Here is a 14,771-nt window from a genome sequence, read left to right on the forward strand (position 1 = left end):
GATTGAACGAGGCTGGGACATAAGTATTCCAGTCATAGATAAACCCGAACAACTATCAAATAATCCTAAATGATTGTTCGGGTTTTATTAGTTTTATAAAAGGCTGTTTCAGTACAGTTAGTGTTAATATCCGCAGCCTGAATACACTTCGCTTTCCATGGGGCGAGCGCCGAGCCGCTTCGGCCTCTGGCCTGCAGGGTCTCGGACTTTCTCGCAGCTCCCATAGGAGTCTACGTGTATTCAGGCTGCTCCATATTTCCTACTAATTCATTTTTTCTAAAAAAACAATATTTTTTAGGGAATTGCCTTTAAAAACAGAGTGGAATGGAGCGGAAGACACTCGACTCCTGCGGGAAGTAGAGCAATCTTTAGACCCCACAGGCTTTAGCCGAGGAGGCTTAGGTTGCTCCCCGGCGAATCGTGTTTCTGTAGCGCAATGGAACGAATTAGTTTTTACACTTGACTATATTTAAAAACATAAATAACCATTGTATAAAAGGAACCTTTATTTAAGAGATAAATTAGAGATTGTTCGTCTTTACAGATTGGCTATCTAGTTTTGTCCCAGCCTCGTTTTTTGTTTGTTTTTGGTTTGGGGGAGGTTTATTAAGTGGGAGTGGGATGAACAACACTAGTGGGGTTGGAAGTAGGGGAAGTACGTTTATCGGTTTGCTGAAAGCCACATTAGGCAGGAAAATCAAGGAAAGTGGTGTTCATAGACTTGCTGAGCGCAGAAAATGCCGGTGCTTATCCAATAAAAGGTGGTCACAAGTAAATCAAGCACGAATTAATAAAGCAAGAGAGGCAACTAAAGCCCCTCTCGTTAATAAAGTTTTAACTCTTTTTCAATTGAATCACGGTTTCTTCATCTGGTGTAACATAAACGGTTTGCTGATTATCATAAATGACAAACCCTGGTTTCGCACCACTTGGCTTTTTCACATGGCGCACTAATGTGTAGTCAACCGGAACGGAGCTAGATTGGCGTGCTTTGCTAAAATAAGCGGCTAATTTAGCTGCCTGTAAAATCGTTTCCTCTGACGGCTCCTTGCTGCGAATAACAACATGTGATCCTGGGATATCCTTTGTATGGAGCCAAATTTCATCTCTAGCGGCAACTCTATTTGTTAAATAATCATTTTGTTTATTATTTTTACCTACGATAATCTCTGTTTCATCATTGGAAATATAATAGTCTAAGACAGGTTTCACATTTTGCGGTTTTTTAGTTTGCTTTTTCTGTCTTTCTCGCAGATAACCTTCTTCCACTAATTCTTCGCGAATTTCCTGAATATCTTTTGGGGACGCAGCAAGAATTTGCTGGTACAGTGTTTCAAAGTATTCATATTCTTGTTGTGCTAACCTAATTTGTTCTTTAATAATATCAATCGACTTTTTGGCTTTTTGATATTTGGTAAAATATTTTTGTGCATTTTCAGAAGGGGATAGTCTCTGACTAAGAGGAATCTTAACCATCTTGCTATCTGCATCATAATAATTGATTACTTCTACTTCTGCCATCCCCTTTTTAACAGCATATAGGTTGGCTGTCAAAAGTTCACCAAGTAATTGATATTCCTCGGCATTCTCTGCTTCTGATAAAGAACGTTCTAGTTTTTTAATTTTTTTACTGTTTTTATCTCGTTCATTTACGATAAAGCGTTCGAGATCATTGCTTTGCTGCTTTACCCGATCTCGCTCTGCTTTACCGAAATAATAACGGTCAAGCATCTTACTTAAAGTAGGAAACGATTTTATATCTCCTTTGACATGCTCGATTGGCAGACAGTAAAAGTATTCTTTGTCTGGAGTATCCATAATAGAAGGAGCATAATTTCCTTTTTTTATTGGGTCTATTACAGTAAGAAAAGCTTTTGGCAAAGTTTCTTTATTGGCAAGACCTGCATGAAGGAAAATTTCTCTTGCTATTAACGGTGAAAATCCAGCAAACTGCTGTACGAGCTGCTTGTCCAATTTTCCGCTATTAAAATCAATCGCCCGTAAAATATCCTCTTCTGTCGCAGTATAAGGATCCCTTTTCTCTTGTTTCGGTGGAGCCAAGTATTCATAGCCAGGAAGAATGGCTCTATGGCTATTAACCGCATAAGAAATATGTTTAATACTATCTAGAATTGTATTTTTGTCTCGATCGACTAAAATAATATTACTGTGTCTTCCCATGATTTCAATCATGAGCTTTTTATAGGAAGTATCGCCAATTTCATTTCTTCCTCTAATCTCTAAAACAATGATACGTTCATTGTCTATTTGATATATATCTTCTATAAAATAACCTTCTAAATGCTTGCGGAGGAGCATGCAAAACATTGGTGGTTCTTTTGGATTTTCATACGATTCTTCGGTAATTTGAATCCGGGCATAGCTAGGATGAGCAGATAATAGTAATTTTTGATTCTTTCCATTTGCACGTATTGATAAAATAATTTCATTCGTAAAAGGCTGCTGAACTTTATTAATTCTGCCTCCTAGTAAAAGCTCTTTTAACTCAAGGGACATTGCTCTTGTAAATAAACCATCAAATGACATAAGTAACAACCTCATTTTTAATAATTTCCATCTTTACTGTATCTTTTATTGTGCATAATTACAAGGATTTGGACTAACAAAATGGAGCCGTTGTTTCTCTTAGAAGAACAGTAACTGCTTTTTTAGATGTTTCCAAACTTAAAAGAAAGAAATCTTCACTTCCTTAGCATTTTTTCGGCCAAGCCTGAATATGATTTCCATAGAGTGGTGTTGGGACAACTATGTGTGTTAGTTAGAATTGCTAACCTTTTGTTCAGAACTACTACGGATTACTTCGCAAAAGTGTTATTCGCGAATGGTGAATGAAAAAGGGGGAAGTGAGATGGCCGGATGAACTATCATGAAATGCACGAAAAAGAAGTAGAACAAACATTGAATACTGATTTTTCGGCTGGGTTAACAGAGGAAGAAGCGGAAAAGCGACGAAAGAAATTTGGATTCAATGAATTAGATGAAGGGGAAAAGCAATCGCTATTGCTTATTTTCTTTAGTCAATTTAAGGATTTTATGGTACTTGTTCTTTTAGCTGCCACGCTTGTTTCGGGTTTATTGGGCGAATATATTGATGCGATTGCGATTATTGCAATCATCATTCTCAATAGTTTTCTTGGCTTCTTTCAAGAAATTCGGGCAGAGAAATCTTTGTCTGCTTTAAAGGAGCTATCACAGCCCCATGTACACGCCCTTCGTAATGGGGAATGGATCAATATATTATCAAAGGAATTGGTTCCGGGTGATGTCATTAAATTCGCTAGTGGGGATCGAATTGGTGCAGATGTTAGAATTATTGAATCTAGAAGTTTAGAAGTGGAGGAATCTGCTTTAACAGGTGAATCAGTTCCGGTACGAAAAACCGTATCGGCGATAAAAAATAACAATTTAGCACTCGGAGATATGGAGAACATGGGCTTTATGGGGACAATGGTTTCTCGTGGAAGCGGAGTTGGCGTTGTTATCGGTACGGGAATGAAAACAGCGATGGGGCAAATTGCCGATTTACTGCAAAATGCAGATTCTGTGACTACTCCATTGCAAAGACGTTTAGAGCAGTTGGGGAAAATTCTTATTGTCACAGCTTTACTTTTAACAGTATTAGTTGTCGTAATTGGGGTTCTTCAAGGTAATGATCTATATACAATGGTACTTGCAGGGGTATCTTTAGCAGTTGCTGCAATACCAGAAGGATTACCAGCGATTGTTACGATTGCATTGTCGCTTGGTGTTCAAAAAATGATTCGCAAAAATGCGGTTGTCCGTAAGCTTCCTGCAGTAGAAACGCTAGGTTGTGCTTCTGTCATCTGTTCTGATAAAACAGGTACACTAACGCAAAATAAAATGACGGTTACAAGAGCATGGATTGGCGGAAAAACGTATACGGTTGATGGAACAGGATATGAACCACAAGGAAAATACTATGTAGACGAAAAAATAGTGGAACCGACAAAAGATAAGGCGCTTCAACAACTATTAACATTCGGAATGCTTTGTAATCACGCAGAGATTTTACAAAAAGATGGGGAATATGTTTTAAACGGTGATCCGACAGAAGGCGCTATTTTAGTAGCTGGTATGAAAGCGGGATTCACTCGTAACCAGTTATTAAATCAATTTACCATTGTCAATGAATTCCCTTTTGACTCTACGAGAAAAATGATGAGTGTGATTGTCAAAGATCCAACTGGACGTCAGTTTGTCGTTACAAAAGGGGCGCCAGACGTTTTAATCGGTCAAAGTAAATCAATTCTCTTTGAAAATCGCTCCACCGTATTAGGCATTGAACAGAAGAAGGTAGTTCAAGAAGCGATAAATGGTTTAGCTTCACAGGCGCTTAGGACAATTGCTGTGGGATATAAAGAAATTTCTGCTAATACCATTATTCTGCATGAAAGAGAAGCAGAAAAAGATTTAGTTTTTATCGGGCTCCAAGGAATTATTGACCCACCAAGACCAGAAGTAAAACAAGCTGTCAAAGAGTGTAAAGAAGCTGGAATTAAGACGGTTATGATTACTGGTGACCATGTTATTACTGCAAAAGCAATTGCGAAACAGCTAGGCATTGCTAATAACCGTTCAAAGGTAATGGAAGGAAAAGAACTTTCTGATTTAAGTTTAAATGAATTAGAGGATATTGTGGAAGACGTTTCCGTGTTTGCTCGGGTGTCACCAGAACATAAACTAAAGATTGTTCAAGCCTTCCAAAATAGAGGACATGTGGTTGCAATGACTGGTGACGGGGTGAATGATGCGCCAGCAATCAAGAAAGCGAACATTGGGATAGCAATGGGAATCACAGGTACGGATGTGGCGAAGGAAGCTTCTTCTTTAGTATTAATGGATGACAATTTCGCAAGTATCAAAGCTGCAATTGTAGAAGGGAGAAATATTTACGTAAATATCCGTAAATTTATCCGTTATTTACTTGCTTCTAACGTTGGGGAAATACTCGTTATGCTATTTGCGATGTTATTAGCAATGCCACTTCCGCTTGTTCCGATTCAAATTTTATGGGTGAATTTAATGACAGATGGATTGCCAGCGATGGCTTTAGGATTAGATAGACCAGAAGATAATGTCATGAAGAGAGGTCCGCGAAGTCCTAATGAAGGAGTATTTTCAAGAGGGCTAGGCTGGAAAGTAATTTCAAGAGGTTTCTTAATCGGGGTTTCTACGATACTAGCGTTTATGTTCGCCTACGACAATAATCCAGAAAATCTCGAATATGCACAAACCGTTGCTTTTATCACATTAGTACTTGCACAGTTAATTCATGTCTTTGACTGTCGCAGTGAAAAATCCATTCTTTCAAGAAACCCATTTGGCAATATGTATCTCGTATGGGCCGTAATCTCTTCCCTGGTACTGGCACTAGTTGTCATCTACGTACCATTCCTACAAGAGATCTTCCATACTCTGCCAATAGCAATGAAAGATTGGCCAATGATCATCGGATTCGCCTCCGTACCAACTTTTTTACTTGCAGGATCATTTTTATTAAGTAAATCAAAATAAAATATGTTATAATCCAAAAGGTAGTAGAGACCACTCTATTACCTTTTATTTATTTAATGTAGTTTTTAATGCTGTTTTTTCTAAAATATTCGACGCTATGCAAGGATGATGAGAAATTATTAAAGAATAATAAAGCAGCCTGAATACACGGAGACTCCTGTGGGATTAGCGAGGAGACCATGGAAAAAGTCTTTTTTTCGTGTAAAATGAAGAGCAAGCATATTTGAAAGTGAAAATAAGGTTGGTTTGGAGAGGCGTCCGCTCGACTCCTATGGGAGCTGCGAGAAAGTCCGGGACCCCGCAGGAACGTAGTGACGAGGAGGCTTGGCGCTCGCCCCATGGAAAGCGAGCGGACGCCTCGGAAAACAAATCCATCATCTTATATTTTTTAGAAAACGGATGTGTCAGTATGATGAAAAGTATGACTGGATTTGGAAGAGCAACAAAACATTATCACCATTCAACACTTCATATCGAAATAAAATCGGTCAATCACAGGTTTAGTGATCAGATTATTCGGATGCCAAAGCAGTTTCTATATTTGGAAGATCAAATAAAGAAAATTATTTCTAACTATTTACATAGAGGTAGAGTAGAAGTATTTGTAACATTAGAAGATGAAGAGAAGAAAGGTCAAGAAATTATCGTAGATTGGCCATTGCTCGATCAATATTACCAATTGTTTCATCAATTAAAAGACAAATATTCCATCAAAGAGCCTGTCTCGCTTCGTGATCTATTAAATCAAGAAGAGTGTTTTCAGATAGTTGAACGTGAGCTTGATATGGAAGAACTATCAGAAATACTGCTTGCTACAGTGGAAGAAGCAGTTGTTCAGTTGAATAATATGCGAGCTGTGGAAGGAATGGAGTTATATAAAGACTTAGAAACCAACCTTAAACAAACGGAGAAGTGGGTTAAAAAATTACAGTCATTAGCTCCAGAAGTGATTACTCAATATCGTGAAAAGTTAAAAACACGGATTGAAAGCTACTTACCGGAATCGATAGATGAAGCACGTCTTATTACAGAAGTGGCAATCTTTGCAGATAAAGCAGATATTAATGAGGAATTAGTTAGATTACATAGTCATATTAGACAGTTTTATCAGATCATGGAAGAACAAAGCCCGATTGGAAGAAAGCTTGATTTCTTACTTCAGGAAATGAATAGGGAAATCAATACAATTGGCTCCAAAGCTAATTCAGCAGCTATAGGATCGATAGTTGTTGAAATGAAGAGCTGTTTGGAAAAAATGAAAGAGCAAATCCAAAACATTGAATAAAAAGGGTTTAGAATAAATCTTCCTAGTTAAAACTAAAAATAATAGGATTGGAGAAGACGAATGTCCATTAAATTAATTAATATTGGTTTTGGAAATATAGTTTCTGCAAATAGAATTATCTCTATTGTCAGTCCAGAATCTGCTCCCATTAAACGCATTATCCAAGATGCTAGGGATAGAGGGTCCTTAATAGATGCAACGTATGGTCGAAGAACGAGAGCTGTTATTGTGATGGATAGCGATCATGTTGTTCTTTCAGCAGTTCAGCCAGAAACAGTTGCACATCGATTAAACGATCGTGATGAGATTATAGAGGAAGGGTAGGAGAAAGATTTGGTAGAAAAGGGACTTTTAATCGTTTTGTCTGGACCTTCTGGTGTAGGGAAAGGAACAGTGAGAAAGGAAATCTTCTCACAAAAAAATACATCCTTTGAATATTCCATTTCCATGACAACAAGATCTCCACGCGCTGGTGAAGTAGATGGAGTAGATTATTTCTTTAAATCGAGAGAAGAATTTGAAGCATTAATCGAACAAGGAAAATTACTCGAGTATGCAGAGTTTGTAGGGAATTACTATGGTACACCAGTCGATTACGTACGAGAAACAACATTAAAAGGCAAAGATGTCTTTTTAGAAATTGAAGTAGAAGGTGCAAAGCAGGTTCGCGAGAAGTTTCCTGACGGCTTATTTATCTTCTTAAGTCCACCAAGTTTATCAGAATTGAAAAATCGCATTGTCACAAGAGGTACAGAATCAGAAGAGATTATAAATAATCGAATGAATGTGGCAAGAGAAGAAATAGAAATGATGCACTTATATGATTATGTAGTAGAAAATGATACAGTAGAGAATGCATGTGAAAAAATAAAAGCAATTATTGTTGCTGAGCATTGTCGTAGAGAAAGAGTAGAACCAAAATACAAAAAAATGCTGGAGGTTAATTAATCTATGTTATATCCATCTATTGATAAATTAATGACAAAAATTGATTCAAAATATTCATTAGTATCTGTCGCTGCAAAAAGAGCGAGAAAGCTGCAAACAAATGCAAAACCACAATTAGCGAAATATGTTTCTCATAAAAATGTAGGAAAAGCATTAGAAGAGATTAACAAAGATCAGCTGACATATCGTGTAAATACACCAAGTGGATCAACCGAAGAATATTAATTTTTTTGTGGAAAATATAGTACGGAATAAAAGGCTTAAGTAAAAGGAACAATTCCATTTACTAAGTCTTTTTTCATGGACATAATGATTATTTAATTATATGCTTAACAATAATAGAAGTAATGAAATGGTACATAAGAGTGTTACCGTAATTGTTTAATTTTTAACTAATTAGGTTGATTTCCGTTCAGGATGCTCGCTTTCTGCGGGGCGGGAGGTGAGCATCCCCGGCTTATGGTTTGTGGGATCTCATCTGTCCCGCTAAACCCGCAGGAGTCTCGCACCTTCTCTCCAATCAACCAGGTACTCCAATAGAACTTTTAAAAAAACAAACAATATTATTTATCATAAACTTTAGAACAGAAAGAAAGGAAGGAGGCACATGATGTTGAATGGGAAGAAGATTCTTCTTTGTGTAACGGGAGGAATTGCGGTTTATAAGGTATGTGCTTTAACTAGTAAATTAACGCAAAAAGGTGCGGATGTGAAGGTTATTATGTCGGAATCGGCAATGCAGTTTGTGAATCCATTGACCTTTAAAGCACTGTCAAAAAATGAGGTTTATACAGATACATTTGATGAGAAAGATCCGAAAGTGATTGCTCACATTGATTTAGCAGATTGGGCAGATTTAATTTTAGTCGCACCGGCAACGGCAAATGTAATTGGAAAGCTTGCAAACGGTATTGCGGATAATATGATCACAACAACTTTGCTTGCAGCAACAAGTGATGTTTGGATTGCTCCAGCAATGAATGTACATATGTATGATCATCCTGCAGTCATTAAAAATATTAACACGCTTCATGACTATGGTTATCGATTTATCAACCCAGGTGAAGGCTATTTAGCATGCGGGTATGTAGGAAAAGGAAGATTGGAAGAACCAGAAATGATTGTTCAGCATATGGAGGACTATTTTTCTCGGAAAAAAAATATTCTTGCAGGTACAACCGTTCTCGTGACTGCTGGACCAACTCGCGAAAAAATTGATCCTGTTCGTTTTATTTCCAACCACTCCTCTGGAAAAATGGGATATAGTATTGCGAAGATGGCAATCGCTTATGGCGCAAATGTTATTTTAGTATCTGGGCCAACGAATCTTACTCCACCAAAAGGAGCTCAGGTTATTTCAGTGGAGAGTGCGGAAGAGATGTATGATGCCGTAATGAACTATAGTGAGAAAGTCGATATTATCATTAAAACGGCTGCGGTTAGTGATTATAGACCGACAATTGTATATGACCATAAAGTAAAAAAACAAAATGGTCCAGAAACAATCGAATTTACACGGACAAAGGATATTTTGTCTGAACTTGGAAAAAGAAAAGAACAGCAAATTTTGATCGGATTTGCGGCGGAAACACAAAATATGGCTGAATATGCAATGGATAAATTACAGCGCAAAAACGCAGACATGATCGTTGCTAATAATGTAAATAGACAGGATTCTGGCTTTGGAACAGATACGAATCTTGTGACTATGTATAAGAGAGATGGAACTTCTATCGAGCTACCCCTTCTTTCTAAGGATGAGGTAGCGGAAAAAATATTGGAACAAGCTATGTTACTGAAAGAAGCTGTTCAAAAATGACGGTAGCCAAAGTAATTGTCGATGTTCCAGCAAAACAAACGGACAGGCCCTTTGATTATTTAATTCCAGAAGAATTGGAAGATGTTATTCAACCGGGGATGCGCGTTATTGTTCCATTTGGTCCTAGAAAAGTACAAGGCTTTGTGGAAAGCTTGGAGGGAACATCTAGTTTTAAATCGCTGAAAAAGGTAATCGAACCGATGGATTTAGTTCCTGTTTTAAATAATGAACTTCTATCCCTTGCTGATTGGTTGTCTCATTCTACCCTCTGCTATAAGATTTCCGCTTTTCAAGCGATGCTGCCGCCAGCGTTAAAGGCTAAATATGAACGCAAGATAAAAAAAGTAATAGGGAAAGAACAAGACATGGCAGAAGGGGTAGCTGCTCTTTTTAATAATGCGGAAGAAGTAGTGTGGGAGGAAGCTCGAAAGAATGTGTCTCTTTCTGTTTTGCAAAAGGACGTAAAGAAAGGAACAATAGAGGTTTCCTATGAGGTTCAATCAAGAGGCCAGAAGAAGAAGGCAAAACATATTTATCCTCTTGTAGCGGAATCGGAATTAACTAATTACGAAGAATCGTTAAATAAAAATGCTAAAAAACAAAAAGAATTGCTTGTATATTTTAGTAAGCATCCAGAACCAATTGAACAAAAACAGCTTTTAACGAAATTAAATATTTCTACAGCTGCTATAAAAGGATTAGTCGAAAAAGGTCTTCTCGGTGAAATGGACAAGGAGGTTTACCGAGATCCTTATCAAGAGCGTGAGTTTGAAAAAACATATGCCTTGCCTTTAACAGATGATCAAGCAAAAGTTCTTGCACCCATCCATCAGGCGGTCAAAGAGGATCGCCATGAAGTGTTTCTCTTATATGGGGTAACTGGCAGTGGAAAGACAGAGGTTTATTTACAGTCGATCGATAAAGTTTTGGCAAAAGGAGAGGAAGCGATTGTACTTGTTCCAGAAATTGCTCTGACTCCACAGATGGTCAATCGCTTTAAAGGTCGCTTTGGTGAGCAGGTGGCCGTTCTTCATAGCGGCTTATCGGTGGGCGAAAAATATGATGAGTGGCGCAAAATTCAAAGAAATGAAGTAAAAGTGGTTGTGGGAGCGAGATCCGCAATTTTTGCGCCATTTACGAATCTTGGCATAATCATTATTGATGAAGAACATGAAATGACGTATAAACAAGAGGAAAATCCCCGTTACCATGCAAAAGACGTTGCGATTGAAAGAGGGGAAAAGCATGGCTGTCCAATCATTTTAGGTAGTGCGACTCCTTCATTAGAAAGCTTTGCGAGAGCGCAAAAAGGGGTGTATACATTACTGTCATTACCGAATCGAATGAATAATCAGGCCCTCCCAAACGTGGAAATTATCGATATGCGCGAAGAACTAAGAGGTGGCAATCGCTCCATGTTTTCCGAAGTGTTGCTGGAAAAACTAAAAGATCGCTTAGAAAAGAAAGAGCAAACGGTATTGTTTTTAAATAAACGAGGACACTCGTCTTTTGTTATGTGCCGTGACTGCGGGTATGTGGTTAAATGCCCGAATTGTGATATTAGCTTAACCTACCACCGTTTTCAAAATCAGATGAAGTGTCATTACTGTGGCTATGAAACGTATACGCCGACGCAGTGTCCGGAATGCAATAGTGAGCATATCCGCTATTTTGGAACAGGTACTCAAAAGGTAGAGGAAGAGCTTACGAAAATCCTCCCAGAAGCAAGGGTAATTCGCATGGATGTGGATACAACTAGTCGAAAGGGAGCTCATGAAAAGCTGCTGCAAAAATTCCAAGATGGAGAAGCGGATATTCTATTAGGCACGCAAATGATTGCTAAAGGACTAGATTTTCCAAGAATTACGCTAGTTGGCGTACTGTCAGCAGATACGATGCTCCATTTGCCTGATTTCAGATCATCTGAAAAAACCTTTCAATTGCTCACACAGGTTAGCGGAAGAGCAGGCAGGCATGAATTGCAAGGGGAAGTTATATTTCAAACCTATACACCAGAGCATTATAGTATTGAGCTTGCGAGCGAACAGAACTATGACCGGTTCTATGAGACGGAGATGATGATTCGCCGCCAACATGCCTATCCGCCATACTATTTTCTTACCATGATTACGATTAGTCATGAAGAGCTAATGAAAGTAGTCGGTGTTTCGGAAAAAATCACGCAGATCGTCAGAAATAGATTATCACCACAAACGGTTATTTTGGGACCAGTTGCTTCACCAATCGCAAGAATAAAAAATAAATATCGCTATCAATGCCTAATAAAGTATAAACAAGAACCAAACTTGGAAGAAGTTTTAAAATCAATTTTAGATCATTACCAAACAGAAATAAGCACAAACGGCCTGCAAATCTCGATTGATGTTAATCCGTTTATTTTGATGTAGGTGTCTTGTTATGAAACGGACTTACTTTTACTATAACTTGATGAGCACAACAAAAAAATAAAAAGAAATGACAAATTAGAAACTGTCATTTCTTTTTATTTTGCACTAATTAATTTTCCTTCTCCAAATAATAAATCCCGATCTGTATATTTTGTTTATGATTACCGAAATGTTCCCCGAATAAAGTTAAGCCTCCGACTCTTTCTGAATCTTCTTCCACAGCAATTTTCAATGATAGAAATGGCGAGTTTTCTAGCTGTAAATCATTGATGGTTATACTAGAGAACGGTTCCCCATCAATTCCTGTATCCATTTTATTTACCCGAATCGTTTTTAAGAGACCATATTGACTAAATTTATCATTCCACCATTTTGGGGTATAGCGACCTCGCACATCTGAGAAATTCCCAGGTACGGTGTAAGTGCCGAGCTTGACCTTATTTAAGTAAAAAGTGATGTCACTAGGCCATACATTATTGGAAATCGGAAACTCAGAGGCGAGCTCTAGACTAATCTCGACCATTTCTGGGATTTGATTTGGTCCAAGCAAGTTAGGTATTTTGTATTCTACATATCCTTGTGATAACCATAAGAGCTGCGCATCCACTCTTTGAGCATCCATAAAATATTTAGGATCATCTGCTTTACCGATTATTTCTTTTTCAGTTGCGATTCCACAAGTCGGTTTTGCAGAGAAATCAGTATAATGGCCAATTTTTAAATCAGTAAGATGAAGTAAATATTCTTTAAATATTTTTCTCGGAAAATGGATTTCAATATTATCTATTGCTAAATAGACAATTTTTTGTAGACCTGATTTTCCGGGAGCTCTTTCTGATTTTACGATACCAGCTTCTTCTAGCTTTTGGATATGGCGTGTAACAATGGCGGCACTTATGCCTAAATGTCTAGCTAAATCGGATATATTCATGTTGTTTTTAGAGAGAAGTTCAATGATTTCAATTCTTGTTTCACTAGCGAGTGCTTGATAAATATGAAAATAATCTTTTGAAATTTGAATTTGCATAGGTATCTCCTTTAACTTTATAGTTAAACATTAGCTTGCCTACTTATTTTAGCATTCATAGTGTTTAACCGCAATAGAAAACACAAAAAATATTGTTAAAATAAGATTGACAACGCTTTCTTATGTTGTTAAATTAATAGTGTAAAGTGCTTTATTTAATAATCTTTAACTTTTTAGTTAAAGAATTTGATTGTGTGATGAGTTAAATAAAAAGGAGGAATTATTGTGGGGGCAAAGAGAAAGCTTTGGAAGTATGTTGGAGTAATCGGACTGTCGATTGGTATTTTAGCAGGCTGTGGAGATTCAGAAGCTAGTAGCAGTGCCAAAAATGAAATTACGTTTTGGAATCCATTCACAGGGCCAGATGGGAAAAACATGCAGGCTATGGTAAATGAATATAATAAAACGAATCCTGAGTACAAAATCAAAAACGTTTCTTTAAAAGAAGGGGACATGTATACAAAAATTCCAACGATTGTAAACTCTAAAAAGAATATTCCAGATTTAACAATTGTCCATGCTGAGCGAATTAAACAGTTCAAAGATAATGATATGTTAACTTCTTATAATGAATTGCTCACAGATTTCCCAGAAATTAATGGAGATAATTATGTAGCAGAGGCTTGGAAGATTGGAGAACTAGATTCAGAACGTTATAGTATTCCGTTAGATATTCATACATTCGGACTTTACTATAACAAAGACTTAGTGGATAAATATTTGCCAACAGCATTGGATGATAATATTGTAACATTTGATGAGATTAAGCAAGTTGGAGAGAAAGCACAAAAAGATAAAATTAGAACATTAGGGGTAACATGGCTAAAACCTAACTTCTTGTCACTATATGCACAAAATGGTGGAGAGTTAACAGAAGATGGCATTCAGCCAACTTTAGTTAACCAAGCAGCGAAAGATACTTTTAATCTGTGGAGAGATTATGTGAAGGCTGGTTATACAACAAAGGATGGAGAAGATCCAACACAAATGTTCTTAACTGGAAAAGTTGTTTTTCTTCCAGAAGGAATTTGGATGCAAAACCAAATTAAAGAGTCAAAGGTAAATTGGGGATTAACAAATGCTCCTCAATTATCAGATGACTTATCTAAAGCAGTGAACTGGTCTTCTTCTCACCAATTTGTCATGTTGAAAGATGATTCTCGAAGCGATGAAAAAGAAAAAGGTGTCGTTGAGTTTTTAGACTGGGTTCGTGATAACTCAATGGAATGGGCAAAATCCGGACAAAATCCAGCAACACTTTCTCTTTTAGAAAATGAAGAATATAAAGCAATGCCACAATCATTTTTCTTAGCAACACCAGAACAACAAGCAACATTAAAAATCTTCGACTACAAATACAATGGCTATGTTTCTGAGTTACTTGATTCTAAAGCTGGCGATGTTGTTTTCTCAAAAGCAGAAACAGATAAAGCGTTAGAGGATATGGAAAAAGAAATATCTGCTAAGGTAGCAAAAGATAATACGAATAAATAATTTTAAGCGAAAATGAAAGTATTTTCTTTGAGTTTTGATGCTAGAAATCAATGGCTGTTTTAAAAGATACTAAAACACCTGAAGACGCCTAGGGAATTAGCGAGTCAGGAGAAACCCCAATGAAAGTGAAGTGTATTTTGGTCACGGGTAATCTCAACAATCTTTAATAAAACAGCCAAATCAATAAACATAGTAAGGCAGCCTGAATACAGAAACCAAAATTGCTAGTAGGTA

At 37.2% G+C, this 14,771-nt stretch carries 10 protein-coding genes; 8 read left to right on the plus strand and 2 right to left on the minus strand.

Annotation, left to right across the window (positions count from 1 at the left end; translation table 11 throughout):
- Positions 1-834 precede the first annotated feature (834 nt).
- Positions 835-2,547, minus strand: a complete 1,713-nt coding sequence (locus tag NKG37_RS16340) for an Rqc2 family fibronectin-binding protein (protein WP_016201043.1) — start codon at positions 2,545-2,547, stop codon at positions 835-837.
- 330 nt (positions 2,548-2,877) lie between these two features.
- Here NKG37_RS16340 and NKG37_RS16345 point away from each other — a divergent pair, with 330 nt between their 5' ends.
- The 7 genes from NKG37_RS16345 (at position 2,878) to priA (ending at position 12,016) form a co-directional block, all read left to right on the plus strand.
- Complete coding sequence (locus NKG37_RS16345) at positions 2,878-5,556, plus strand: calcium-translocating P-type ATPase, SERCA-type (protein WP_254414953.1); 2,679 nt, start codon at positions 2,878-2,880, stop codon at positions 5,554-5,556.
- A 409-nt stretch (positions 5,557-5,965) separates the two neighbouring features.
- Positions 5,966-6,841 (plus strand): YicC/YloC family endoribonuclease, encoded by an 876-nt coding sequence (locus NKG37_RS16350; protein WP_254414954.1) that lies wholly within the window; start codon positions 5,966-5,968, stop codon positions 6,839-6,841.
- A 60-nt stretch (positions 6,842-6,901) separates the two neighbouring features.
- Positions 6,902-7,165, plus strand: coding sequence for an extracellular matrix/biofilm regulator RemA (gene remA, locus NKG37_RS16355; protein ID WP_016201046.1), 264 nt, complete (start codon positions 6,902-6,904; stop codon positions 7,163-7,165).
- A gap of 9 nt (positions 7,166-7,174) precedes the next feature.
- The gene (gene gmk, locus NKG37_RS16360; protein WP_016201047.1) at positions 7,175-7,789 is read left to right on the plus strand and encodes a guanylate kinase; all 615 of its coding nucleotides are present in this window, start codon (positions 7,175-7,177) and stop codon (positions 7,787-7,789) included.
- Positions 7,790-7,792: 3 nt separating this feature from the next.
- Positions 7,793-8,014 (plus strand): DNA-directed RNA polymerase subunit omega, encoded by a 222-nt coding sequence (rpoZ, locus tag NKG37_RS16365; protein ID WP_016201048.1) that lies wholly within the window; start codon positions 7,793-7,795, stop codon positions 8,012-8,014.
- Between the two features lie 385 nt (positions 8,015-8,399).
- Positions 8,400-9,608, plus strand: a complete 1,209-nt coding sequence (gene coaBC, locus NKG37_RS16370) for a bifunctional phosphopantothenoylcysteine decarboxylase/phosphopantothenate--cysteine ligase CoaBC (protein ID WP_101730049.1) — start codon at positions 8,400-8,402, stop codon at positions 9,606-9,608.
- On the plus strand, positions 9,605-12,016 hold the full coding sequence (gene priA / locus NKG37_RS16375) for a primosomal protein N' (RefSeq protein ID WP_254414955.1): 2,412 nt from the start codon (positions 9,605-9,607) through the stop codon (positions 12,014-12,016). Before coaBC ends, priA begins: the two co-directional genes overlap by 4 nt.
- 109 nt (positions 12,017-12,125) lie before the next feature.
- On the opposite strand, the gene NKG37_RS16380 is transcribed toward priA, so the two are convergent.
- On the minus strand, positions 12,126-13,043 hold the full coding sequence (locus NKG37_RS16380) for an ArsR/SmtB family transcription factor (RefSeq protein ID WP_254414956.1): 918 nt from the start codon (positions 13,041-13,043) through the stop codon (positions 12,126-12,128).
- Positions 13,044-13,268: 225 nt separating this feature from the next.
- Between NKG37_RS16380 and NKG37_RS16385 the strand changes: the two genes are divergently transcribed.
- A complete protein-coding gene (locus tag NKG37_RS16385; RefSeq protein WP_169188358.1) occupies positions 13,269-14,537 on the plus strand; it encodes an extracellular solute-binding protein in 1,269 nt (422 codons plus the stop codon).
- Positions 14,538-14,771 lie beyond the last annotated feature (234 nt).

The sequence above is a fragment of the Niallia sp. RD1 genome, from assembly GCF_024219955.1.
Taxonomy (GTDB): Bacteria; Bacillota; Bacilli; order Bacillales; family Cytobacillaceae; genus Niallia; species Niallia alba.

Bases quoted from the DNA above. Each gene is read 5' to 3' on its own strand.
- rpoZ (WP_016201048.1), top strand. From the start codon at position 7,793: ATGTTATATCCATCTATTGATAAATTAATGACAAAAATTGATTCAAAA.
- priA (WP_254414955.1), top strand. From the start codon at position 9,605: ATGACGGTAGCCAAAGTAATTGTCGATGTTCCAGCAAAACAAACGGAC.
- NKG37_RS16380 (WP_254414956.1), bottom strand. From the start codon at position 13,043: ATGCAAATTCAAATTTCAAAAGATTATTTTCATATTTATCAAGCACTC.
- remA (WP_016201046.1), top strand. From the start codon at position 6,902: ATGTCCATTAAATTAATTAATATTGGTTTTGGAAATATAGTTTCTGCA.
- NKG37_RS16340 (WP_016201043.1), bottom strand. From the start codon at position 2,547: ATGTCATTTGATGGTTTATTTACAAGAGCAATGTCCCTTGAGTTAAAA.
- NKG37_RS16350 (WP_254414954.1), top strand. From the start codon at position 5,966: ATGATGAAAAGTATGACTGGATTTGGAAGAGCAACAAAACATTATCAC.
- NKG37_RS16345 (WP_254414953.1), top strand. From the start codon at position 2,878: ATGAACTATCATGAAATGCACGAAAAAGAAGTAGAACAAACATTGAAT.
- coaBC (WP_101730049.1), top strand. From the start codon at position 8,400: ATGTTGAATGGGAAGAAGATTCTTCTTTGTGTAACGGGAGGAATTGCG.